The organism is Pararhizobium sp. LjRoot238 (assembly GCF_964252955.1).
Taxonomy (GTDB): Bacteria; Pseudomonadota; Alphaproteobacteria; order Rhizobiales; family Rhizobiaceae; genus Pararhizobium.
Map to the genome: position 1 here is coordinate 3276704 of NZ_CAXUPP020000001.1, position 23603 is coordinate 3300306.

Sequence of the window (23603 nt, forward strand, 5' to 3'; positions counted from 1 at the left end):
GAACCGGCACTCTATCGGGCGTGGCGGATTATTGCCGCGCTCCAAGCCATGTGCCTATCATACCGCCATTCGAAAGAGGCGCAACGCAGTCCGCTTGCCAGCGTTAACGCGAGCCCGGGAAATTCCACCGATGTGGCCGGAGAGCCGCGGTCGCGGCCCTCCGGAAGCCGACGTTAGGCGGCGCGGGCGGTTTCGAGCGACATCGGCGTTTCCAGGACCGGTCCGCCGATTTGAGCGACGGCTTTCATCGTTTCCAGCAGTTCGGTCGTTACTTCCCAGGCGACGGCGACCGCATAGACCGAACCGATGCGCTGCGGTTCGCCGATGCGCTCGCCGGGGCAACCCATGCGGCGGAACATCCGCTCGAGGAAGACATCCGTCACGGTGACGATATGGCTGAGGCCGGAGGACAGTCCGAGTTCGCCGACGCCGCACATCAGTTCCGCGGCGGCGATCGTCACCTGATTGGAGCCGCGATCCTGCGAAATCTCCGGATCAATGCAGAAACGGCTCGACTCCCACACCGAGGCATCGCGAACCTCCGGATTATCCCCGAGCAGAATGGGGAAGGTATCGTCGAGCATGTTGGGCCCAAGCGTCGGAAGCAGCCGCAGAGAGCCGCGCAGGCGGCCGGTCTGGTCGGAGTAGGACAGCACATAGAGGGGATTGGCGTCGTCGTAGTGGTCGATCTCCCAATCGCCGTGGACCGATACATCCCATTTCAACAGATCGTGGAAGACGCGCTTGCGCAGCCGGAACATGGCGTCGATATCCTGGGGATACTGTTTGCGGCTGTTGCGGTTGAAGATCCTGATCATTTTTTTGCTCCTGTAATCTCGAATGCGAGGAGCAAATGTTGTCAGTGATCGGCAATCGGCAAAACTGTCGGTAGTGACAGGTTTCGAGTGCACGTCGACTGTGATGAAATCCAGTGCGTCCTTTCGGACGCACTGAGTTGGCGATTCCGGCACTGGAAATGGATTGGGGCGTCCTAGACGAAGCTGCTTCGGCGGGGTCAGAAAGTCGGGATGAGATCACGCCGGACGGCCTGGGCGACGGCCTGCGTGTTGGATACGACGTTCAGCTTGCGGCGGGCATTGGTCATGAAGAAGCGGACGGTGCGCTCGGAAATGCCGAGGATGGTGCCGATTTCCCAGTAGCTCTTGCCGGCCGCTGCCCAGCCAAGCACTTCGGTCTCCCGATGGGTCAGTGTCTTGTTGCCATGCTCAGAGAGGTGGATCCTGCTGTCGTTTTCCAGAAGGGATGCATGAAAAAGATTGGCGAGCAGTTGGAAATCACGCAGATGACAACGCCTGTAGGCCGGCCATTCCTCGGGCGGGACATCGGCATGGATCGCTAAAAAAGCCAGCCGGCGCGTCGGCGCGGCAAGCGGCAGCGTGATGCCATCGACGCCAAGTCCATGATGGGCGGCCGCGGAAAAGAGTGGTTCGCTTTCGGGGTAAGGTTTGCGGGCGGTCGCCCAGTCCACCGGCCTGATGCTGCCCATGGCCGACCGAAGGATCGGGTCGATCCGGAGAAATCCTTCATCGATATAAGTTCTGACTGCGCTGGCGCTGTAGGTATGGTGTAGTCTATGTACTACGAATCCCGACGTTAAGATATTAACGTCGACGTAAAGCAGATTTGCAATACTGAAAGTGCTGCGCATCAGGGCGAAAAACCGTTTTGCTTCAACGAGTTTCTCGTTTTCCATAATGTCCAGCAGGTCAAAGAATGCCCGTTGGTCAGTCATGTTGCAAATACCCTGTGATTTAAAGGTATTTTACCATGATAACGGTTTTTACTCTTTGTCCAGTGCAATCTTTGGTTAATAAAGCGTTTCTTGTGTTATCAATCTAAGATTGCAATTTTGTGCGGTTTTGTTGTTTCGATTGAGCCAGGTACCTGGCTCAATCGATGTCGCCTCACGCTGGATGCGAGGCTTCCACCACGGCGAGTGCTGCCATGTTGACGACGCCGCGCGAGGTGACCGATGGCGACAGGATGTGGGCGGGCAGGGCGGTACCGAGAAGGATCGGGCCGACATGCAGGCTGTCGGTCATGGTCTTGACGACACCGAGCGTGATATTGGCCGCATCGAGATTGGGGAAGACAAGCAGGTTGGCTTCGCCTGTCAGCGTGCTGTTGGGCATGACACGCTTGCGCAGAATTTCCGAAATGGCGGAATCGCCGTGCATTTCACCATCGGCTTCGAGGTCGGGGGCGAGGTCGCGAACGATCTGCATCGCCTTGCGCATCTTGGAGGCGCTGTCGGAATCCCTTGAGCCGAAATTCGAATGCGAAACGAGGGCCGCGCGCGGGGTGATGCCGAAGCGGCGGATCTCCTGGGCCGCCATGATCGTCTTCTGGGCGATCTCCTCCGCTGTCGGATCGAAGGTCACATAGGTGTCGGTGAGGAAGGTCGTGCCGCGCGGCGAGATGAGCAGGCTGAGCGCAGAGAAGTCGAGCACGCCTTCGCGCTTGCCGATGATCTGCGAAACGGCGCGCAGATGAGCGCTGTAACGGCCTTCGACACCGCAGATCAGCGCATCGGCTTCACCGCGCCGGACGGCGAGAGCGCCGATGACGGTCTGGTTGGTTCTGACGATCGTGCGGGCCGCTTCCGGAATGACGCCAAGGCGGCCGACCAGCGAGAAATACTCGTCGACATAGTCGCGGAAGCGGGGATCGCCTTCCGGATTGACCACTTCGAAATCGGTGTCGGGACGGATGCGCAGGCCGTAGCGCTTCAGCCGCGTCTCGATGATCTGTGGACGCCCGATCAGGATCGGGCGGGCCGTGCCTTCTTCCAACAGTACCTGGGCGGCGCGCAGCACGCGCTCATCCTCGCCTTCGGAGAAGATCACCCGGTTCTTCTGGGCGTTCTTGGCGGCGGTGAAGATCGGCTTCATGATGAAGCCGGAACGGAAAACGAAGCGGTTGAGCTGGTCGAGATAGGCGTCGAAATCGGTGATCGGCCGGTTGGCGACGCCGCTTTCGGCGGCAGCCTTGGCGACAGCCGGCGCGATGCGCAGGATCAGACGCTGGTCGAAGGGCGAGGGTATGAGGTAGTCCGGGCCGAAGACCGGCGTTTCGCCGGAATAGGCGCGGGCGGCGACGTCGGACGGCTCTTCGCGGGCAAGGGCTGCGATGGCGCGTACGGCGGCCATCTTCATTTCCTCGTTGATCGTGCGGGCGCCGCAATCGAGCGCGCCGCGGAAAATATAGGGGAAACACAGGACGTTGTTGACCTGGTTGGGGAAGTCCGACCGGCCGGTGCAGATCATCGCGTCTGGCCGAGCGGCGCGGGCGACTTCCGGCATGATCTCCGGATTGGGGTTGGCAAGTGCCATGATGAGCGGCTTTTCCGCCATCTGCACCAGGAGTTCCGGCTTCAGGACGCCGGCTGCGGACAGGCCGAGGAAAACGTCGGCACCGGCAATGCTGTCGGCGAGCACCCGGTTGGCGCTGTCCTGCGCATAGATCGACTTCCACTGGTCCATCAGCACTTCGCGGCCGACATAGACGAGCCCTTCGAGATCGTGCACCCAGATGTTTTCGCGCCTGGCGCCGAGCGTCACCAGAAGATTGAGGCAGGCAAGGGCCGCGGCCCCTGCGCCGGACGTGACGATCTTTGCCTTGGCGATATCCTTGCCGGCGAGTTCGAGGCCGTTGAGAATGGCGGCGGCGACGATGATCGCGGTTCCATGCTGGTCATCGTGGAAGACTGGGATATCCATCTTCTCGCGCAGCTGACGCTCGACCTCGAAACATTCCGGCGCCTTGATGTCCTCAAGGTTTATGCCACCGAAGGTCGGCTCCAGCGCTGCCACGACATTGACCATCTGGTCGATCGCGGGTGCGTCGATCTCGATATCGAACACATCGATGCCGGCGAATTTCTTGAACAGGACGGCCTTGCCTTCCATGACGGGCTTGGAAGCGAGCGGGCCGATATTGCCAAGGCCCAAAACGGCCGAGCCGTTGGAAACGACAGCGACCAGATTAGCGCGGGCCGTGTAATCGGCGGCAGTTGACGGATCGTCTCGGATGGCGAGGCAAGGGGCTGCGACGCCCGGCGAATAGGCGAGTGCCAGGTCGCGTTGGTTGCCGAGCGGCTTGGTCGGCTGGATTTCGAGCTTGCCGGGACGCGGATAACGATGGAAGAACAGCGCCTGTTCATCGAGATCGCCGCTTGCTGGAACCGTTGGGGTCTTGGCTTTGTCGCCGGTGCTCATATTCGTGAATCCCTACCTTTTCGTCGCGGCTCTTTTTGCACGAAACGAACGCCCCGTACAGTTTCGAACCGCTCGATTGTCCCTGGTTTTCCGGAACTGCTGTTTCAGCCGGGAAATGGCCGATCCACAGGCTGTCATTCTCCTGAAACAAGAGTCTGTTTTTGACAGGGGTAAAAGTGGCCCGATAGATCTGCGAGGCAGCATGACTGAGAAAGAGCAAGACCCAGCCATTCGCCGTTTCAGGACCCTGTTCATTTCCGATGTGCATCTGGGATCGAAAGCGGCCAAGACCGACTATCTTCTCGATTTCCTGCGTGTCACCGAGGCCGAGACGATCATCCTGGTCGGCGACATCGTCGATGGCTGGCGGTTGAAACGCAGCTGGTATTGGCCGCAGTCCTGTAACGACGTTGTTCAGAAGCTGTTGCGCAAAGCCCGCAAGGGCAGCCGCATCATCTACATTCCCGGCAACCACGACGAATTCATGCGCGATTTCCCTGGCGTGCATTTCGGTGGCATCGAGGTTGCCCAACGGCATATGCATGAGGGCGCCGATGGAAAGACATATCTGGTGCTGCATGGCGATGAATTCGATGTCGTGGTGCGCAATGCGCGGCTGCTCGCCTATCTCGGTGACTGGGCCTATGACATGGCGATCCTCATCAATATCGGGCTGTCGGCCGTCCGCCGCCGCGTTGGTCTGCCCTACTGGTCGTTTTCGGCCTGGGCGAAACTGCAGGTCAAGCATGCGGTCAATTTCATCGGCGAGTTCCAGCGCGTGGTCGCCGATGAGGCGCGGCGTGAAAATGCCGATGGAGTGATCTGCGGTCACATCCATCATGCGGTGATGGAGGATATCGGCGGCGTCCGCTACATCAACACCGGCGACTGGGTGGAAAGCTGCACGGCGATCGCCGAACACCACGACGGAACGATGGAACTGATCACCTGGCGTGAGCTGAGCGGTGTTCCCGCCGTTCGCGAGGATACCACCGAGGTCGAGGCGATGATGGTACGGGCTCTTTCGCAACAGGCGGCATAAAGCAAGGACTGTAGGGAAATAGAAACTGTAGGGAAATCTAGCACCTAGGTCGAGGCCCACACCACAAGCCGACCGCGAATATTGATGGTGAGTTTTCCCGCCGGCCGAGGATCATGTCGATGGTCGACTTGACCATCTCCTCTATCGGCTGCGCATAGGTGGTCAGGTCAGAGACGGGTGCGGCCGAAGGCGCGGCATCGTCGAAACCGACGACTGCGATGTCGGCCGGAACGGAAAGACCGAATTCGCTGCGGATGACGTCGAGCGCGCCGATGGCCAGAATGTCGTTCTCGCACATCAGCACATTGATGCGGTCTTTGGGCACCGTGGTTTCGAGATAACGCCGCATTGCCTCGGCCTCGGCGCAATACAGGTTGGTGGCAGATTGGGAGCGTAGTTGAGTTTTGCGGCCGCCTCCATGACCTTTTGCCGGCTCGTCTCGGTGATCGAGGCGCCGGGTGTAAATGCGCGGATGACCGTCCATTTCGAGACGCCTGCTTCGATGGCCACGTTCTGAGCCGTTGCTCGCTTCATCGTCGAACCTCTTCGTTTCGAAACGTTTATTCCATTTTTTATTAAAATGAAATGAGTGGTTGATTTATCTTAGCAACAATCTTATAGCTATGCATGCTTGCTACCGGTAGCAAATGATTTTGCACCCGGTAGCAATGTTTTCACGCGCCGCCGAGGAGTGGGAGGCGCCTATGGGAGGAATGACATGAAGTCCGTATTGAAAAAGCTCGTGTCCGGAGCCGACACGGTCGGCCCTGAGTGGAATTGGGATCGTTCCGGGTGTGTCCGGACATTAGCAAATAGAGGAGCAGCGATGAAAAGGGCTGCAGTGACGACTGCCGTCATGGTTCTACTGGCCGGCACGGCACACGCCGAAAACATCGGCGTATCCATCTCGAAGTTCGACGACAACTTTCTGACGATCCTGCGCGAGGGAATGACCAAATATGCGGCCGGTCTCGACGGCGTGACGCTCCAGATCGAGGATGCGCAAGGAGATATGTCACGACAGCTCAGTCAAATTCAGAACTTCATTGCATCTGGCACTGACGCGATCATCGTGAATACGGTCGATACCGACGCTGCCGTCGCCATGTCGGAAGCCGCCTCCAAGGCCGGAATTCCGCTGGTCTATGTCAATTACGAGCCGATCAACGTCGATAGCCTTCCGGACAAGCAGGCCTTCGTTGCGTCGAATGAGGTGGAAGCGGGCACGTTGCAAACGCGGGAGACCTGCCGGCAGCTCAAAGAGATGGGCAAGAGTGAGGGCGCAAAAGTCCTCGTGATCATGGGTCAGTTGCAACAGCAGGCGGCGCGCATTCGCACCAAAGACATCAAGGATGTGATTGCCACCGACGACTGCAAATTCATGTCGGTCGTCGAGGAACAGTCGGCAAATTGGCAGCGCACCCAGGCGGCTGACCTTATGGCGAATTGGCTGGCCGCCGGCGTTGAGTTCGACGCGGTCATTGCGAACAATGACGAGATGGCCATCGGAGCGATCCAGACGATGAAAGCCGCAGGCGTCGACATGTCGAAGGTCGTGGTCGCGGGCATCGACGCCACCGCTGACGCGCTTGCGGCGATGGAAGCGGACGATCTGGACGTGACTGTGTTCCAAAACGCAGCCGCGCAAGGCCAGGGCTCCGTGGATGCCGCCTTGAAACTGCAACGCGGAGAGTCCGTGGAGAAGAAAGTCTACGTGCCGTTCGAACTCGTCACGCCTGCGAATATCGCCCGGTACAAGGGCGCCAACTGAGGTGCTCAAGGCAACGATCAGTCGTTGACCTGAGATTTCACTGAACAAGCGAAGAACTGACCGCGACGCACGTCGAGGTCGCCGGGCGCGGGCGGGAGTACCCGCGCCCCTTGCGAATTATCGCCTTCGGAGGAGAAGCATGCGATGATCAGAACTTCGTGGCGAACGGCGTCGACGCCATCGTGGTGAATGCCGTCGATGGCGACTCCACCGCCGTCATCTTCATCACGCACAATGTTCGCCACGCCTACGCGGTTGGAAACCGCTTCACAGTGCTCAACCGCGGCAAGACGCTCGGCACCTTCGATAAGAGCGAGATTTCGTTCGAGGAACTGCAGGTCAAGCATGCGGTCAATTTCATCGGCGAGTTCCAGCGCGTGGTCGCCGACGAGGCGCGACGTGAAAATGCCGATGGCGTCATCTGTGGTCACATCCATCATGCGGTGATGGAGGATATCGGCGGCGTCCGCTATATCAACACCGGCGACTGGGTGGAAAGCTGTACGGCGATCGCCGAGCATCACGACGGCACGATGGAACTGATCACCTGGCGTGAGCTGAGCGGCGTTCCCGCCGTTCGCGAGGATACCACCGAGGTCGAGGCGATGATGGCACGGGCTCTTTCGCAACAGGCGGCATAAAAGCAACCTTGTAACGAGTGTAGGGGAATCTAGCTTCTAGCGCCGCATGGAGGCGCTGTGATAAATCATGGACGCGTTCATCAGGTCCTTCCATGATTCCCTCGTCTCCGCCTCCTTATCGCGAGGATGCGCCGGCCCATTTCGTGCCGCGCATCGCCTTGCTTTTCTGCGCGCCGTTGATCGTCAACGGTTTTGCCATGCCGTATTTTCCGGTGTGGCTCAGCACGCTTTCCCTCAGCGATGCCGAGATCGGCATCATTCTGGCGGTGCCGATGTTCGTGCGCGTCATCACGGCGCCGCTGGTCGGGCTTCTGGCCGACAGGATCGGTGAGCGCGCGCGTGTGCTCATCTGGTCGGCGGTTCTTTCGCTGCTGACGGGCCTCGCCCTCTTCGCCTCCCACAGCTTCTGGTTCGTGCTGGTTATCTGCGCGTTGCAGGGCGGCGTGTACTCGCCCTATCTGCCGATCGTCGAGGCGATCGCGCTGACAGGCGTGCGGCGCTGGGGTTTCGACTATGCGAGCATGCGCCTGTGGGGTTCCGTCGCCTTCATCGCCGCGACGATGCTCGGCGGCATGATGATCGGAGTCTATGGCGGCGCGATGGTGCTGCCGGCCATGGTGGGCGGCTTTCTGCTGATGATCCTCTTGACGCTGATCGCGCCGCGTGTCGGCCGCCCGCGGCGTCCATCGACGCTGACGACGCTGACCGAGCCGCCGCCCAAGGCTTTGCGCAAACGCGACCTGCAATTGCTTCTGATCGGCGTGACTTTGGTCAACGGCAGCCATGCGATGCTGTTTGCCTTCTCGGCGATCTACTGGCAGCACATCGGCTTCAGCGGCACGCAGATCGGCCTGTTGTGGAGCGCCGGCGTCGCGGCCGAGGTGGCGATGTTTGCCTGCGCCAAGACGATCATCCGGCGCTTCAGCCTGTGGGCGATGATCTTTTCCGGATGTGGCCTTGCCGTCGTTCGCTGGATCATCTTTCCGATGGAACTCGGTTTCTCGGGCTATTTCGTCCTGCAGTGTTTTCACGCCTTTACCTATGCGATTATGCATACGGGCATGCAGAACATGCTGGTCCAGCGGGTGCCGGAAGAGCAGGAGGCTTCCGCGCAGGGGCTGTATTTCTTCTATACCGGCGTATTCTCGGCGATCTTCACGTTTGCGTCGGGCTATTTCTACACCTGGTTCGGAGTCCACGGTTTCTATTCGATGTCCGTCGTGGCGCTGATCGGCTGCGGCTCGGCCTTGACGGCCTGGTATCTTCAGCCCCAGAGGGCGGGAAGAGGCGGGAAGACCAGCGAGGCCTCGTAGCGCAGACCGGGCTCGCGGTCGCGGGCGAGAAGCAACGGTCCGTCGAGGTCTACGAATTCGGCGCCTTGCGCCAGAAGAATAGCCGGCGCCATGCCGAGCGAGGTGCCGACCATGCAGCCGACCATGATCTTCAGGTTCAAGGCGCGCGCCGCATCGCGCATGCGCAGCGCCTCCGTCAGCCCGCCGGTCTTGTCGAGCTTGATATTCACGGCATCGTAGAGCCCGGCGAGCTTCGGCAGGTCTTCGGTCTTGTGTACGCTCTCGTCGGCGCAGACAGGAACGGGGCGCGGAACAATGGCAAGCAGGCCGTCGCGCCCGGCGGGAAGCGGTTGTTCGATGAGTGCGACGCCCGATTCGGCGCAGACGGCGAAATGGTGGGCCAGGTTGGCTTCCGTCCAGCCCTCATTGGCATCGAGAATGATGGCGCTGTCCGGTGCTCCGGCACGCACCGCGCGAATGCGGGCGGCATCGTCTGCGGTTCCGACCTTGACCTTGAGCAGGGCCCGGTGGGCGTATTGCGTGGCTTGAGTTGCCATGGCCTCTGGTTCCCCGAGCGAGAGGGTATACGCTGTCGTAAGCGGCTGCGGTTCAGTGAGATTTGCTATCGCGAAGACGTGTTTGCCTGACGTTTTTGCTTCAAGATCCCAGAGCGCGCAGTCGACGGCATTGCGTGCCGCGCCGGCCTTCATGGCCATCAGCAAGCCCTTGCGGCCAAGGCCCGCCTCGATGTCGGGGCGGATTGCCTCGATTTCAGCAAGGACGCTGTCAATGGTTTCGCCATAGCGGCCATAGGGCACGCATTCGCCGATGCCGGCAAAGCCGCCTTCAGAGATGCGGCAGGCAACCACGGAGGCTATCGTCTTGCTGCCGCGCGAAATCGTGAAGCTGCCGGCGATCGGGAAGTGTTCAACGACGGTATCGAGCGAACGTGTCATCAGTGTCTCCTGTGGCATCCATATCGCAGCGGCCAACCGTTTGTTTCAGAAACGTTTCAATCGGTGACAGATGGGGCTGGAGCGGCTATGAGTCGCTGACCTTTTATCAAATGCAGCCATCTCCGGAAGACCCAACAGACGTGACGCCTTCGCAAATGAAAACCGACACCGACGTGCAGCTCGACAAGGCTGGCAAGAACGGAACTCGGATCTACCGTTTCAGCGGTGATTGGCGCAGTGCGACTGTACACACGATCACGCAGCGATTGGGCGAGCTGGCGCCGGAGGACGGCACCTCGGCCGAGTTCGACCTTAGCCGTGTTACGGCCATGGATACAGCCGGGGCATGGCTCATTCGCCGCCTCATGATGCGCGTGGGCGGTCAGGTCAAATTGACGGGCGACAAGCCGCGCTATGTCGAGCTTCTCGGCGCCTTGCCAGACGAATTGCCCGAACCGGCCGAGGATAGTGAGAAACGCGGCTCCCGCTTTACCCGGCTCTTCGCGCCTGTCGGTGAGGCCGTGATATCTGCCTGGGAAGACACGGTTGCTGCGATGTTCATTCTCGGCTCTGCGGTTCGGGGTGCGCAACTGAAGCTTGGGCGCCACAGCGGCCTTTCGCCGGCCGCGATCGTCAACCAGATCGATCGCATGGGCGTGCAGGCTATGCCGATCATCACGCTGATGTCCTTCCTGATCGGTGCGATCATCGCCCAGCAGGGTGCTTTCCAGCTACGTTATTTCGGCGCTGAACTTTTCGTCGTCGATCTGGTTGGTATCCTGCAACTGCGCGAAATCGGCGTGCTTTTGACGGCAATCATGATCGCCGGCCGGTCCGGCAGCGCCATCACCGCCGAGATCGGCTCGATGAAGATGCGCGAGGAGATCGATGCGCTGAAGGTGATGGGGCTAAGCCCCATCGGCGTGCTGGTATTTCCACGGCTCGTGGCGCTCACGGTGGCGCTTCCGCTCTTGACCATCATCGCCAATTTTGCGGCATTGGCGGGTGCTGCCGTCGTCGCCTGGAGCTATTCCGGCATTACTTTCGCGACCTTCCTCGGGCGGCTTCAGGAGGCCGTCGATTTTTCCACTGTGCTTGCCGGCATGATCAAGGCGCCGTTCATGGCGCTGATCATCGGCGTCGTCGCCGCGGTGGAAGGCCTGAAAGTCGGCGGAAGCGCCGAATCGCTCGGCAAACACGTGACCCAATCGGTGGTGAAGTCGATCTTCGTGGTCATCCTTGTCGACGGCTTGTTTGCGATGTTCTACGCGTCGATCGATTTCTGATGGAAGAGGCTTTTACGGTGGAACCGACAGATGATGATGCGGCGGGCGGCGAAAACGGCGCGGAGATCGTCCTGTCCGTACGTGATCTGACGGTCGGCTTCGGCTCCAATATCGTGCTCGACAAGCTCAATCTCGATATCTACCGCGGTGAAATCCTCGGTTTCGTCGGCGCCTCCGGCACCGGCAAATCGGTGCTGATGCGCACGGTATTGCGCCTGCTTCCGCGCCGCGCCGGCTCGATCAAGATACTCGGTGTCGAATATGACCAGGTCAGCGAAGAGGAGCGCATGGAACTCGACATGCGCCTCGGCGTGCTCTTTCAGCACGGCGCCTTGTTTTCCTCGCTGACCGTGCTCGAAAATATCCAGGTGCCGATGCGGGAATATCTGAACCTGCCGCAGGACCTGATGGACGAGCTGGCGCGGCTGAAAATCGACATGGTCGGTCTGGCGCCGGAGGCGGCGGACAAGTTTCCCTCCGAGCTCTCCGGCGGCATGATCAAACGCGCGGCCCTTGCCCGCGCGCTCGCGCTCGATCCCGACCTGGTTTTCCTCGATGAGCCGACCTCGGGGCTCGATCCGATCGGGGCTGCCGAGTTCGACAACCTGATCGCCAAACTGCGCGACACCCTGGGATTGACGGTGTATATGGTGACTCACGATCTCGACAGCCTGTTTTCGGTCTGCGACCGGATCGCGGTGCTCGGGCAGAAGCGGGTTCTCGTCGAAGGCACGATCGAGGATATGCTCGCCTGCGACGACGATTGGGTGAAGTCCTATTTCCGGGGCAAGCGTGCGCGCTCGATTGTCCGTGACGACGACAAGAGGGCCTCCTGACAGCGCCGTCCATGATTTTGATTGAGGCAAGGAACCGCGTTTGCGGCCTCCCTGAAGGATACCGGTAGCAATGGAAACAAAAGCCAACTACGCCATCGTCGGTTTTTTCACCGTCATGGTCATCTTCGCGGCCTTCGGCTTCGTCTACTGGATGTCGCAATATGGCCGCAGCGGCCAGATGGTGGAACTTGTGATCAGCATTCCGGGCTCGGCCAATGGATTGAGCGTCGGTTCTCCGGTGCGGTTCAACGGTATTCCCGTTGGTTCGGTCCGCAGCCTTGCGATCAATGCTAACGATCCTCGTTTTTCCGTTGCGGTAACCGAAGTCTCCGCCGACGCGCCCGTCCTCAAGTCGACGACCGCAACCCTTGAAATCCAGGGTCTGACCGGTGCGGCCTATCTCGAGCTCAGCGGTGGCAACAAGGGCGAGGAAAACATCCTGAAGAAGGCGCTTGAGGAGGGCAAGCCGGCGCAGATGCAGGCCGATCAGTCCAGCGTCACGAGCCTTCTGGCAACGGCCGACAAGATCATGGATCGGGCGAACGATGCGATCGGCGACATCCAGGGATTCGTCAAGGATGTGCGCGGGCCGCTGACCAGCACGATCTCCAATGCTGACCGCTTCAGCAAAGCACTGGCCGACAACTCGGAAGGTATCGATGAGTTCCTGAAGAGCGTCAGCGCCCTGTCTACCTCGATTACGGCGGCGGCGGACAAGCTCGATTCGACGCTGACATCGGCCGAAGCTCTGGTGAAATCCGTCGATACGAAGAAGGTCAATCACATCGTCAGCAATGTCGAGAAGATGAGCAATGAGCTGAGCGCGGCATCCGGCAGCGTGGCCGATACCATCGCCAGCTTCAAGAAGACGGCCGAGACCTATCAGCGGTTTGGCGAGAATGCGACCGCGACGCTTGGCCGTGTCGATACGCTGATCGCGGCCGTCGACAGCCAGAAGGTGACCGGCGTCGTGAACGATGTGTCGGCGGCAAGTGCCGATGCGCGCAAGACGGCCGCTTCCATCAGCGAACTCGCCGACCGGATCAGGGGCCGTCAGAACGATATCGACCAGACGATCACCGACGTTACCCAGATGGCCAACAAGCTGAATGCCGCATCGAGCCGCGTCGATGGCATTCTGGTCAAGCTTGACGGCTTCCTTGGCGACGCCGACGCGCCTTCCCTGTCGGCCGATGCCCGTGCAACGCTTGCCTCCTTCCGCAAGATGGCCGACAATCTGAACGCGCAGATCGGTCCGATCGCCGACAATCTCAAACGATTCTCAGCCTCGGGGTTGCGGAATATCGAGGCGCTGGTCGGCGAGACGCGGCGGACGGTCCAGAACCTCGACACGACGATCTCGGCCTTCGACAAGGATCCGCAGCGGCTGTTGTTCGGCGGCGAGACCGTCAAGCAGTATGACGGCCGCGTGCGGCGTTAAATCGCGATTCGCTTCTTCCTCGGCCGGAAATTCTACGGATTTCCGTTTCGAATCGCGTATTGACTTTCCAAACAGCAAATTTGCGTGGCACGGCTGCAAGCCTTGATGGAATTCTGCCATATGTACATGGCGGGCGTTGCCATTTTGGCTTGTTTTGACCGGATGAGCCTCTAAGTTGCGACTGATTGGCGAAGGATAGTGTTTGAAATGAATTTTCCCGGTGTTTCGTGCGGTCGAAAGGCAGGATTGATCCGGGCCTGCATTCTTCTATCCCTCGTGGCCGCAGTGTCGGCCTGCGCCAGCAAGGCCTCCAACGACACCTATAGTCTTTCCACCGCGCCAGTCATCGAGGGACCATCGTCCACCGCCAAGCAGATCCTCGTTCCCGATCCGACCGCGCTGAAGGCGCTCGACAGCGATCAGGTCGTGATCCGGCTGTCCGGCTCCGAAATCCAGTATCTGGCAAAATCCCAATGGAGTGACCGCCTGCCTAAGATGGTGCAGGCGAAACTGGTGCAAACGTTCGAAAACACCGGCAAGGTCGCTGGCGTCGGCAAGCCGGGCGAGGGGCTCGCGATCGACTATCAGGTGATCACGAACATCCGCGCGTTCGAAATATCGACGGAAGGCGCCGACACGGCGGTCGTTGAGATTTTCGCCAAGATTCTCAATGATCGCAACGGCACGATCATTGCGCAGAAAGCCTTTAAAACAACGCTGCCCGTCAGCGGCAGTGGAAACCCGGCCTTTGTCGCCGCGCTCGATGGGGCCTTTGCACAGGTGGCTGCCGATATCGTTGGCTGGACGCTGACGACGATCTGATCAGGCAACCGCGATCCGGTTGACGATTTCGGCGACACCCTCGACTGTCCTTGCGGCTTCTTCAGCCCGCTCCACCTCCTCGATCGTCGAAACGGCGCCGGTCAACAGGATCGTGTTTCCCTTGGAGATCACCGAGACATCCGAGGCATCGAGCCCGTCTACCGTGGCCAGGCAATTGGCGACGCGTGTCTCCAGGTCCGCCTGATCCTGCGGAAAAAACACTTCAGGTGTCTTGCCGTAAAATGTGCGCTCCTTGAAGATCATGGCTCCCATGCTCCTGGCCGGTTCTCTGGCAAAACAACGCGCGGGCGGGGTTTTTGTTCGGTCCTGTTCCATTCGAAACAGCGCAAACACGTGCCTCATGAGAGTGTTGGGTCACTGGATGAGACGAACTCATCAGGAACCAACAGAGGAGAACATCATGCGCAAGTTCATCATTTCCGCCACCGTCGCCGCCGTTGCAGCTATCTCGTTCGCAGCTCCGTCCTACGCTGGCGGCTATGGCCATCACGGCCATCACGGCCACCACGGTTATCATCGCCATCACGGCCACTATCACGGCGGTTTCTCGATCGGCTTCTATGACGGCGGCTATTACGGCGGTGGTTATTACGAGCCGTCCTGCTACATCAAGAAGGTGAAGCGCTGGGACCATTGGGGCAACCTGCGCATCAAGAAAATCAAGATCTGCGATTAATCGCGGGCGTTCCTCTCAACGAAAAACCCGGCCGTTTGCGCGGCCGGGTTTTTCGTTTGGAAAACAGGAATGTGTCAGGGCCAGCGCACTACCGGTGGCAGCGACGACAGGATCGACTCGACATTGCCGCCGGTCTTCAAGCCGAAGATCGTTCCCCGGTCGTAGAGCAGGTTGAATTCGACATAGCGACCGCGGCGCACCAATTGCTCGTCGCGATCTTCCTCCGTCCATGGCTTGTTGAAGTTCGCCCGCACGATCTTCGGATAGATCAGGCTGAAGGCCTTGCCGACGTCCTGGGTGAAGGCGAAGTCGGCGTCCCAGCCGCCTTTATCGTCGTCCGAATGCAGCCAGTCATAGAAGATGCCGCCGGTGCCGCGCGGTTCGTTGCGATGTTTCAGGAAGAAATAGTCGTCGCACCACGCCTTGAAGCTCGGATAGTCCGCAACCGGATGGCGTTTGCAAGCAATTTCCATACCCTTGTGAAACAGCATCGTATCCGGATCGGTCTGCGTCCGGCGCCGCTCCAGCACCGGCGTCAGATCGGCACCGCCGCCGAACCAGTGGCTGGTGGTGACGACCATGCGGGTGTTCATATGCACCGCGGGGACGTTCGGGTTGACGGGATGGGCAATCAGTGAAATGCCCGAGGCCCAGAATCTCGGATCTTCATTGGCACCCGGTATCTGGCTGCGGAATTCCGGCGAGAATTCGCCGTGGACGGTCGAGGTATGGATGCCGACCTTCTCGAAGACACGGCCTTCCATCATCGACATGCGGCCGCCACCGCCAGCGCCTTCGTCCCGGAGCCAGTCCTTGCCGACGAAGCGGCCGGGTTCGCGATCGGACAAGGGACCGGTGAGTTCATCCTCGACGGTTTCGAATGCGGCGCAGATCGTATCGCGCAGGCTTTCGAACCAGGCTCTCGCCTTTGCCTTCTTGTCCTCGATATCCGCGGGCAATCCCTGCGGCAGGTCCGGTCGTTCCATGGAAATCATCCTGTCTGGCGGGATGGGAGTTGCGAAACCCGCCGATTTGTACCGATTCTGAAAGATCATATTTCTGCCATGTTTGGCAACGGCGCGCAGAGCCTTAGGGTCAGTCTGCCGCAGCGCGGGGCGACGAAGTTCAGACTCGCAAAAGCAGGAATATCTCCCTATCTTTATCTCGGAAGGCTCGACTGGCGAAAGGTGAGCTTCATGGCGAAAATTCCCGCAGGACCGCCGCTCGAAGGTTTGCGGCGACAGATTGCCCGGCATCGCAGCGGCAAGCCGCAGCGAAGCGATGGTGTGTTCGTACGCGAGACGTTCCGCCTTGATCGAATGCATGCGCGACAAAAGGCGCAGGAGTGGTTCGATACCTGGCCGAAGGCTGCCTACTGGACCGAGGTCGAGAGCTGGCGGCAACTCGAGGGTGATGAAATCGAGTTCACCATGCGGCGCCTACCCAGTGCGGACTGATTGCAAGCCGGCCGGTTTCTCGATCTCCAAACTGCATAATCGCTACTGATCCCTTCTGCCCGATTCGGGCTTCCAAAGTTGCTCATCATACCTTTTCCGCGCTCTGCCGTTTCGCGCTCGATCCTTACTCTGTCAATCACCCAGATCCTCGGCTGGGGCGCGCTGTTCATGGCGATTTCCGTGACCGGCGAAGCCATGGCCGCGCAGCGCTCGCTATTGCCTTCGTCAGCTCGCTCGGCACGCTTGCAGTATGCTGGCGCTGCAGCGCCAGCCTCAAAAACCTGCTGGTGTGTCGGCCTGACCAACGGCTTCGCTTCCCTCTTCGCCGGCATGTTCGATCAGATAGGCGCCGGTGCCTTTTTCCGACAGCGTGTCGTGGGGATTGCGCAGCGGACAGTCGCGCATGGAGAGACAGCCACAGCCGATGCAGGAAGTTAGCTGGTCACGCAACGCGGTCAGTTTGGTGATGCGCTCATTGAGATCCGCCTTCCAGTTTTCCGACAATCGCTCCCAGTCGCTGGCCAATAGTTGGCGGTCGTCCGGCAGCGTGGAGAGCGCCTCCTGGATATCGGCGAGCGGGATGCCGGTGCGCTGGGCGATCTTGATGACGGCGATGCGGCGCAGCACACTGCGGGGGTAACGGCGCTGGTTGCCGCGGCTGCGCATGCTTCTGATCAGGCCCTTGGTTTCGTAGAAATGCAGTGTCGATACGGCGACGCCGCTGCGGGCCGCAACCTCGCCGACACTCAGTTCACGGCGCGGCAGATCGGTTTTGCTTTTTTGCATATGGTGTATTGACCTAAAGTTTAGTTGAGGTTTTATACCAGATGCTCCAACGGTTCGACAACGGAGCATTCGCAAACATGAATGAGAAAATGAACATCGCCGTCGTCTATGGCAGCGCGCGGCAGGGTCGCTTTTGCGACACGGTCGTCAACTGGGTCCTGACTGAACTCTGGGCCGAAAGCGGCTTTCGGGTGATCCTGGTCGATCCGCTGCAGCTCAAGGGGCCGGCCGACGAGGCGGCCATCAACGTCGCGATGCTGGAAGAGAAGATCGCCGAGGCGGATGCGTTCATCGTCGTGACGCCGGAATACAATCACGGCTATCCGGCGGCGCTGAAGGAACTGATCGATTCGTGCTACGAGCCGTGGCACGCAAAGCCCGTCGGCTTCATCTCCTATGGCGGCGTGTCCGGAGGGTTGCGCGCCGTCGAACAACTGCGGCAGGTCTTTGCCGAATTGCACACAGTCACCATCCGCGACACTGTCAGCTTCTCCAATGTCTGGGCGCAGTTCGATGCCGCCGGAAATCCGTTCAAGGCGGCAGAAGCCAAGGCCAGCCTGCTGGTGATGCTGCGGCGGTTGAAATGGTGGGCGAGGGCGCTGAAGACGGCCCGGGCCGAAAACGCCTATGGCGGGGTCGCTGCGTGAGGGCCGTTGGCGGCGATCAGGCGGAGACCTGCCGGATCGCCTCGCCGGCAATCATCGCCACCGACATGGCGACGTTGAGCGACCGCTGGCCTTCGACCATCGGTATGATGATCCGGCCGCCGGCCTTGTCGTGCACATGATCGGGAACGCCGGCGCTTTCGCGGCCGAACAGCAGGGTGTCGCCGGGTTGGAAACGGAAGCGGGTATAGGGTTCGGCAGCCTTGGTCGAGGCGAGCACCAGCCGCCGCCCTTCCGCCATCCGCGTCTCTTCGAAATGGTCCCAGCTGACGTGGCGGGTCAACGTCACAGAGGCAATATAATCCATGCCGGCGCGCTTCAGGTTCTTGTCCGACAGGTCGAAGCCGGCCGGCTCGATGATATCGACCGGCAGACCGAGACAGGCGGCCAGGCGCAGGATCGTGCCGGTGTTGCCGGGAATGTCCGGCTGGTAGAGGGCGATGCGGAGCGGATGTGCGGACATATCAACAAGGCTTATGGGGTTCATCACAGCCCGTAATCAATCTGTGCCGTAATGGCAACAGAATCCCGGCAGAGATGGAAATGATGAAAAAAGTGGCTGCGACAATCTGGCATATCGACGCAAAACAATCTAAGTCTGCCACATCTTCAACGCGAACCGACGGAGGCATGCATGGATTTCCTAATGATCACCAGCCTCCAGGCTGTGCCTCCAGTCCTGATGGACTGACCGGTTTCGCGCTTTTCCTTGTACGGCATGACTGCGCGACCGTCCGCTTTCCGGGCGAATACGTCTCGTGTGCAAGATTGAGCTGTTTCTCCGGTTTTAGAGCTTCAAATCGATGAATGCGGGTCTCCCGCCTTCCTTCACTGGATTCCTGAAGGAGCTTGATAATGTTCGGCTGGTTTGAATCCCGCCTCAATCCCTATCCCGCCGAGGAGCCCAAGGTTCCGCCGCAGGGACTGTTTGCCTTTTGCTGGCACTATACCAAGCCGGCGGCGCCCTGGCTCTTGACCATGTCGGTCTGCACCATGCTGATCGCCATCGGCGAAGTGGCGCTGTTCCAGTTCCTCGGCAATGTCGTCGATTGGCTGTCCTCGGCCAAGCAGGATAGCTTCATCGAGACTGAGAGTACGAAGCTGTTCTGGATGGGCGCGCTCATCCTGATCGGCCTGCCTGCCGTCGTCGCGTTCGATTCGATGATCATGCACCAGGTGCTGCTCGGCAATTATCCGATGATCGCGCGCTGGCAGATGCACCGTTACCTGCTGCGCCAGGGCATGACTTTCTTCGCCAACGAGTTTGCCGGCCGCGTCGCCACCAAGGTGATGCAGACCTCGCTTGCCGTGCGCGAAACGGTGATGAAGATCCTCGACGTCTTCGTCTATGTCGTCAGCTATTTCGTCTCGATGCTGGTGGTCGTTGCCACGGCCGACTGGCGGCTGCTCGCGCCGCTCGTCATCTGGATCGTCGTCTATGTCTCAATCGTCACGCATTTCGTGCCGCGCCTGCGCAAGATTTCCAAGGATCAGGCGGACGCTCGCTCGATGATGACGGGCCGTGTCGTCGACAGCTATACGAATATCGCCACCGTGAAACTGTTTTCGCATGCGGGCCGCGAAGAGGTCTATGCCAAGGAAAGCATGGATCAGTTTCTGCAGACCGTGCACCGGCAGATGCGCAAGGTGACGCTGTTCCATGTGTTCGTCTATACGAACAACTGCATCGCGCTGTTTTCTGTCTCGGCACTCGGCATCTATTTCTGGATGACCAGCGGCATGTCGGTCGGCTCGATCGCGATTGCCGTGGCGCTCGCCATGCGCATCAACGGCATGTCGCAATGGGTGATGTGGGAGGTCTCGGCGCTCTTTGAAAACATCGGCACCGTCTATGACGGCATGAGCATGATGACCAAGGCGCACGACATCGTCGATGATGAAGATGCCAAGCAGCTGAAGGCGCCGCATGGAGCGATCACGTTCGAGAATATCCGCTTCCACTACGGCAAGCAAAAGGGCGTCATCGACAGCCTGTCGCTTGCCATCAGGCCGGGCGAAAAGATCGGTCTTGTCGGCCGCTCGGGTGCCGGTAAAACGACACTGATGAATGTGCTGCTCCGGTTCTACGATCTCGAATCGGGCAGGATCCGCATCGACGGGCAGGATATTTCGGCGGTGACACAGGACAGCCTGCGCGGACAGATCGGCGTGGTGACACAGGATACCTCACTGCTGCACCGCTCGATCCGCGACAACATCGCCTATGGCCACCCGGAAGCGAACGATGCCGACATCATCGCTGCCGCCAAGCGGGCCAATGCCTGGGACTTCATCGAGCTGCTCGAGGACAACCAGGGCCGCAAGGGGCTGGACGCACAGGTCGGCGAACGGGGCGTCAAGCTCTCCGGCGGCCAGCGGCAGCGGATCGCGATCGCCCGCGTCTTCCTGAAGGACGCGCCGATCCTGATCCTCGACGAGGCGACCTCGGCGCTCGATTCGGAAGTGGAGGCCGCGATCCAGGAAAACCTCTTCGCGCTAATGACGGGCAAGACGGTGATTGCGATCGCCCACCGCCTGTCGACGCTGACGGAGATGGACCGGCTGGTCATCCTCGAAGCCGGCAGGATCGTCGAGACCGGCAGCCACGCCGAACTGATCGCCAAGAGCGGCCTATACGCCGATCTCTGGTCGAGGCAGTCGGGTGGTTTCATCGCGGATGATGCGGAAAAGGAAGAGGCGGCTGAGTAGCGCCGGTTCGATCCTTCTCGGTGAACGCGGGGGAGTGGTACTGGTTTGAAATGCCCGCGGTCGGTCGCATTACGCGATTGTAATCCGGCCGACCGGCATTCCGCATTGCCGCATTTTTGGAAAGGCTTATATCGGACATATGCTTTTGCGCGCCCTGTTTGCCTTTTTCGAAAACTGGATACAGCCTTTCGCGGCGCGCGACGGATTGCAGCCGCCGGCTCGGCTGATCCCCTATGTCTGGTTCTACATCCGCCAGGCGAAGGCGCCGTTCATTGCCATGCTCGTTTTGGGCGGTATGACGGCGGCGATCGAGGCGACGCTATTCTGGTTCGTGGGACGCCTTGTTGATATCCTCGGCACAGTAAAACCGGGCGATGGCTGGAGCGGCTTGCTCGCAGCCCACGGGGCCGAACTCTTCGGCATGCTGGTCCTGATCGGCATCGTGCGCTTTCTCGTTTCGCTGTTAATGGCGCTGGTCGATCAGCAGGTCATCACACCCGGCTTCTACAATCTGGTGCGCTGGCAGTCCTATCTGCATGTGGCGCGGCAATCGCTGTCCTTCTTTCAGAACGATTTTTCCGGCCGCATCGTCACCAAGGTCTGGTCGGGCGGGCAGGCGGTCGGCGACGTCGTCACGTCGTTGATGGAAAGCGTCTGGTTTGTCGGCATCTATTCGGTTTCGACCTTGGTGCTTGTGGGGCAGCTCGATGCTTCGCTTGCGGTCGTCGTTCTGCTCTGGCTGGTCGGCTTTGCATTCCTGGCGCGCTATTTCGTGCCGCGCATCCGCGAGCATTCGCGCGAGACGGCCGAAGCCTCATCGATGTTGAGCGGCCGCATGGTCGATGCCTACAGCAACATCCAGACGTTGAAGCTCTTTGCCCGCGACGAAGAGAACGACCGCTACATGCGGCGGGGTTTTGATATCTATCAGGATACGATCATCCGCTTTACCCGGTTCATCACCGGCGTGCGTGCCTCGATGGCGCTTTTGTCCGGTATCATGATCGTCACCATGGCAGGGCTCAGTGTGCATCTGTGGCTCGCCGGGTTGATCAGTTCCGGTGCGGTTGCTTTCACGATGGCGCTCATACTCCGGCTGAATTTTCTCCTGAGCCGGATGATGGTTCAGTTCAACGGCATCATGCGCAATATTGGCACGATCCAGAATGCCGCCGACATGATCTCGCAATCGATTCAACTGGCGGACCGGCCGGGTGCCGCAAACCTCGTCATCGCCAGCCCTTCCATCCGTTTCGAGAATATCCGTTTCCACTATGGCAGGGGCAACGGCGTCATTGATGACCTGTCGCTCGTCGTCAGGCCCGGCGAGAAGGTCGGTATCGTTGGCCGGTCGGGGGCGGGCAAGACGACGCTCGTCAATCTGCTGCTGCGCTTCTACGATCTGGAAGGCGGCCGCATTCTGATCGACGGGCAGGATATCGCCGAGGTGAGGCAGGAATCGCTGCGAACCCAGATCGGCGTCGTCAGCCAGGATACGTCGCTTCTGCACCGCTCCATCCGTGACAACATCCTGTTCGGGCGGCCTGACGCGGACGAGAATCGCCTGCGGGATGCGGCGAGAAAGGCCGAGGCGCTCGGCTTCGTCGAAAAGCTGCAGGATCAGCGCGACCGCAGGGGCTTCGACGCCCATGTCGGCGAGCGCGGCGTCAAGCTGTCCGGCGGCCAGCGCCAGCGGGTTGCGATTGCACGCGTGATGCTGAAGGATGCGCCGATCCTCGTTCTCGACGAGGCGACCTCGGCGCTCGATTCGGAGGTCGAGGCGGCGATCCAGTCCAATCTCGACCGGCTGATGCACGGCAAGACCGTGCTTGCGATCGCGCACCGGCTGTCCACCATCGCCGCGCTCGACCGCCTTGTCGTCATGGACGAAGGCCGGATCGTCGAAAACGGGACGCATGAACAGCTGATCGCCGCCGGTGGTCTCTACGCCGATCTCTGGCTGCGTCAGTCCGGCGGTTTCCTCGCCCGCGACGCAGCTGCCGAATAACGGCCTCGAAAACCGTCGCCCGCAAGCTTGAGAAAGCCGTGTTTTGACAAGGCCGGACCGCGAAAAGCGGTTTGCGAACATTGGCTTCGGTTTTCCCGCGACATTGTGGCCCACCTCCCGCCCTCAAGGCTAGACATCCCTTTCGATCAAGCATAGAACGCGCCGGATTGCCGGGGAATCTGCCGTTTGTTTAACGCGTGGGATTCGCCCGGTTTTGATGCATGAGGCGGAAGGGCGAAAGTTTTCTCCGATTTGTGCATCGGCTTATTGATTTGGCGCTGTTCTTTCGCTCAAGTGTCAGCACGGAGCGGGTCGACGCCGGGGACAGTGCGGTTTCCGCAAACATTGCGTGAGAGGATGGTTTAACCGTGAGCGAACACGAGACATCAAGCGAAACCCTGGGCGAGCCCACTCGCCGCGACTTCTTGTATCTGGCGACCGGCATGGCGGGCGTCGTTGGCGCCGGCGCGGTCACATGGCCGTTCATCGACCAGATGCGACCCGACGCTTCAACGCTGGCGCTTGCTTCGATCGAAGTCGATGTCTCCAGTCTGCAGCCGGGCATGTCGCTGACGGTCAAGTGGCGGGGTAAGCCGGTGTTCATCCGCAACCGCACCGACAAGGAAGTCAAAGAGGCTGACGCGGTCGCGCTTTCGGACCTCAAGGATCCCATTGCGCGCAACGCCAATCTGCCGGCCGATGCCGCGGCGACAGGCCTCGACCGCTCTGCCGGCAAGGGAAAGGAAAACTGGATCGTGATGATCGGCTCCTGCACGCATCTCGGCTGCGTGCCGCTCGGCCAGGCAGGCGAATACAATGGCTGGTTCTGTCCCTGCCATGGCTCGGTCTACGACACGGCCGGCCGCATTCGAAAAGGTCCTGCACCTGAGAACCTTGCGGTTCCGACCTTTGCTTTTGCCACTGACACAGTCATCAAGATCGGTTGAGGGGAATAC

Annotated in this window: 21 protein-coding genes and 2 pseudogenes; 14 read left to right on the top strand and 9 right to left on the bottom strand. The window is 60.1% G+C overall.

Translation table 11 applies throughout. The features are described 5' to 3' along the window. Positions 1 to 173 precede the first annotated feature (173 nt). The 3 genes from ACSQ3F_RS15900 to ACSQ3F_RS15910 form a co-directional block, all read right to left on the bottom strand. Positions 174 to 818: an acyl-homoserine-lactone synthase gene (locus tag ACSQ3F_RS15900; protein WP_436101111.1), complete on the bottom strand. Its 645-nt coding sequence runs from the start codon at positions 816 to 818 to the stop codon at positions 174 to 176. A gap of 197 nt (positions 819 to 1015) precedes the next feature. Further along, the gene (locus ACSQ3F_RS15905; RefSeq protein WP_436101112.1) at positions 1016 to 1753 is read right to left on the bottom strand and encodes an autoinducer binding domain-containing protein; all 738 of its coding nucleotides are present in this window, start codon (positions 1751 to 1753) and stop codon (positions 1016 to 1018) included. 172 nt (positions 1754 to 1925) lie between these two features. Then, positions 1926 to 4238: an NADP-dependent malic enzyme gene (locus ACSQ3F_RS15910; protein WP_436101113.1), complete on the bottom strand. Its 2313-nt coding sequence runs from the start codon at positions 4236 to 4238 to the stop codon at positions 1926 to 1928. Positions 4239 to 4440: 202 nt separating this feature from the next. Between ACSQ3F_RS15910 and ACSQ3F_RS15915 the strand changes: the two genes are divergently transcribed. Continuing rightward, positions 4441 to 5280, top strand: a complete 840-nt coding sequence (locus ACSQ3F_RS15915; protein WP_436101114.1) for a UDP-2,3-diacylglucosamine diphosphatase — start codon at positions 4441 to 4443, stop codon at positions 5278 to 5280. Between the two features lie 44 nt (positions 5281 to 5324). Here the strand turns inward: ACSQ3F_RS15915 and ACSQ3F_RS15920 are convergent. Further along, positions 5325 to 5814: pseudogene (locus ACSQ3F_RS15920) on the bottom strand (LacI family DNA-binding transcriptional regulator). Between the two features lie 292 nt (positions 5815 to 6106). Between ACSQ3F_RS15920 and ACSQ3F_RS15925 the strand changes: the two are divergent. The 3 genes and pseudogenes from ACSQ3F_RS15925 to ACSQ3F_RS15935 all read left to right on the top strand — a co-directional run bounded on the left by ACSQ3F_RS15925 (position 6107) and on the right by ACSQ3F_RS15935 (position 9005). Then, the gene (locus ACSQ3F_RS15925; protein ID WP_436101115.1) at positions 6107 to 7051 is read left to right on the top strand and encodes a sugar ABC transporter substrate-binding protein; all 945 of its coding nucleotides are present in this window, start codon (positions 6107 to 6109) and stop codon (positions 7049 to 7051) included. 320 nt (positions 7052 to 7371) lie between these two features. Further along, a pseudogene (locus ACSQ3F_RS15930) lies at positions 7372 to 7692 on the top strand (UDP-2,3-diacylglucosamine diphosphatase); the annotation flags it as partial. Between the two features lie 92 nt (positions 7693 to 7784). Further along, the gene (locus tag ACSQ3F_RS15935; RefSeq protein ID WP_436101116.1) at positions 7785 to 9005 is read left to right on the top strand and encodes an MFS transporter; all 1221 of its coding nucleotides are present in this window, start codon (positions 7785 to 7787) and stop codon (positions 9003 to 9005) included. Here the strand turns inward: ACSQ3F_RS15935 and dgcA are convergent. After that, positions 8957 to 9940, bottom strand: a complete 984-nt coding sequence (gene dgcA, locus ACSQ3F_RS15940) for an N-acetyl-D-Glu racemase DgcA (protein ID WP_436101117.1) — start codon at positions 9938 to 9940, stop codon at positions 8957 to 8959. The two genes, ACSQ3F_RS15935 and dgcA, sit on opposite strands and share 49 nt — an antisense overlap. A gap of 140 nt (positions 9941 to 10080) precedes the next feature. On the opposite strand from dgcA, the gene ACSQ3F_RS15945 reads away from it, so the two are divergent. The 4 genes from ACSQ3F_RS15945 (at position 10081) to ACSQ3F_RS15960 (ending at position 14325) form a co-directional block, all read left to right on the top strand. Beyond that, complete coding sequence (locus ACSQ3F_RS15945) at positions 10081 to 11226, top strand: MlaE family lipid ABC transporter permease subunit (RefSeq protein ID WP_436101118.1); 1146 nt, start codon at positions 10081 to 10083, stop codon at positions 11224 to 11226. Between the two features lie 17 nt (positions 11227 to 11243). Beyond that, positions 11244 to 12062, top strand: coding sequence for an ABC transporter ATP-binding protein (locus ACSQ3F_RS15950; protein WP_436101119.1), 819 nt, complete (start codon positions 11244 to 11246; stop codon positions 12060 to 12062). A gap of 70 nt (positions 12063 to 12132) precedes the next feature. Further along, positions 12133 to 13503, top strand: a complete 1371-nt coding sequence (locus tag ACSQ3F_RS15955; protein ID WP_436101120.1) for an MlaD family protein — start codon at positions 12133 to 12135, stop codon at positions 13501 to 13503. 207 nt (positions 13504 to 13710) lie between these two features. Next, the gene (locus ACSQ3F_RS15960) at positions 13711 to 14325 is read left to right on the top strand and encodes an ABC-type transport auxiliary lipoprotein family protein (protein ID WP_436101121.1); all 615 of its coding nucleotides are present in this window, start codon (positions 13711 to 13713) and stop codon (positions 14323 to 14325) included. Here ACSQ3F_RS15960 and ACSQ3F_RS15965 read toward each other — a convergent pair whose 3' ends face one another. After that, positions 14326 to 14589, bottom strand: a complete 264-nt coding sequence (locus tag ACSQ3F_RS15965; protein ID WP_436101122.1) for a BON domain-containing protein — start codon at positions 14587 to 14589, stop codon at positions 14326 to 14328. It abuts the gene before it with no gap. A gap of 157 nt (positions 14590 to 14746) precedes the next feature. Here ACSQ3F_RS15965 and ACSQ3F_RS15970 point away from each other — a divergent pair, with 157 nt between their 5' ends. After that, positions 14747 to 15022: a hypothetical protein gene (locus tag ACSQ3F_RS15970; RefSeq protein ID WP_436101123.1), complete on the top strand. Its 276-nt coding sequence runs from the start codon at positions 14747 to 14749 to the stop codon at positions 15020 to 15022. Positions 15023 to 15096: 74 nt separating this feature from the next. Here ACSQ3F_RS15970 and hemF read toward each other — a convergent pair whose 3' ends face one another. After that, a complete protein-coding gene (gene hemF, locus ACSQ3F_RS15975; protein WP_436101124.1) occupies positions 15097 to 16008 on the bottom strand; it encodes an oxygen-dependent coproporphyrinogen oxidase in 912 nt (303 codons plus the stop codon). A gap of 210 nt (positions 16009 to 16218) precedes the next feature. On the opposite strand from hemF, the gene ACSQ3F_RS15980 reads away from it, so the two are divergent. Further along, positions 16219 to 16479 carry a hypothetical protein gene (locus ACSQ3F_RS15980; protein WP_436101125.1) on the top strand — a complete coding sequence of 87 codons (261 nt, stop codon included), beginning with the start codon at positions 16219 to 16221 and terminating at the stop codon, positions 16477 to 16479. 273 nt (positions 16480 to 16752) lie between these two features. On the opposite strand, the gene soxR is transcribed toward ACSQ3F_RS15980, so the two are convergent. Beyond that, complete coding sequence (gene soxR, locus ACSQ3F_RS15985) at positions 16753 to 17265, bottom strand: redox-sensitive transcriptional activator SoxR (protein WP_436101126.1); 513 nt, start codon at positions 17263 to 17265, stop codon at positions 16753 to 16755. 77 nt (positions 17266 to 17342) lie between these two features. Here soxR and ACSQ3F_RS15990 point away from each other — a divergent pair, with 77 nt between their 5' ends. Then, on the top strand, positions 17343 to 17912 hold the full coding sequence (locus ACSQ3F_RS15990; RefSeq protein WP_436101127.1) for an NADPH-dependent FMN reductase: 570 nt from the start codon (positions 17343 to 17345) through the stop codon (positions 17910 to 17912). Positions 17913 to 17928: 16 nt separating this feature from the next. On the opposite strand, the gene ACSQ3F_RS15995 is transcribed toward ACSQ3F_RS15990, so the two are convergent. Continuing rightward, positions 17929 to 18393 (bottom strand): tRNA (cytidine(34)-2'-O)-methyltransferase, encoded by a 465-nt coding sequence (locus tag ACSQ3F_RS15995; protein WP_436101128.1) that lies wholly within the window; start codon positions 18391 to 18393, stop codon positions 17929 to 17931. A gap of 392 nt (positions 18394 to 18785) precedes the next feature. Between ACSQ3F_RS15995 and ACSQ3F_RS16000 the strand changes: the two genes are divergently transcribed. The 3 genes from ACSQ3F_RS16000 to petA all read left to right on the top strand — a co-directional run bounded on the left by ACSQ3F_RS16000 (position 18786) and on the right by petA (position 23594). Beyond that, positions 18786 to 20639 carry an ABC transporter ATP-binding protein gene (locus ACSQ3F_RS16000; protein ID WP_436101129.1) on the top strand — a complete coding sequence of 618 codons (1854 nt, stop codon included), beginning with the start codon at positions 18786 to 18788 and terminating at the stop codon, positions 20637 to 20639. 139 nt (positions 20640 to 20778) lie between these two features. Continuing rightward, on the top strand, positions 20779 to 22647 hold the full coding sequence (locus ACSQ3F_RS16005; RefSeq protein ID WP_436101130.1) for an ABC transporter ATP-binding protein: 1869 nt from the start codon (positions 20779 to 20781) through the stop codon (positions 22645 to 22647). 368 nt (positions 22648 to 23015) lie between these two features. Then, positions 23016 to 23594: a ubiquinol-cytochrome c reductase iron-sulfur subunit gene (petA, locus tag ACSQ3F_RS16010; protein WP_436101131.1), complete on the top strand. Its 579-nt coding sequence runs from the start codon at positions 23016 to 23018 to the stop codon at positions 23592 to 23594. Positions 23595 to 23603: the final 9 nt, after the last annotated feature.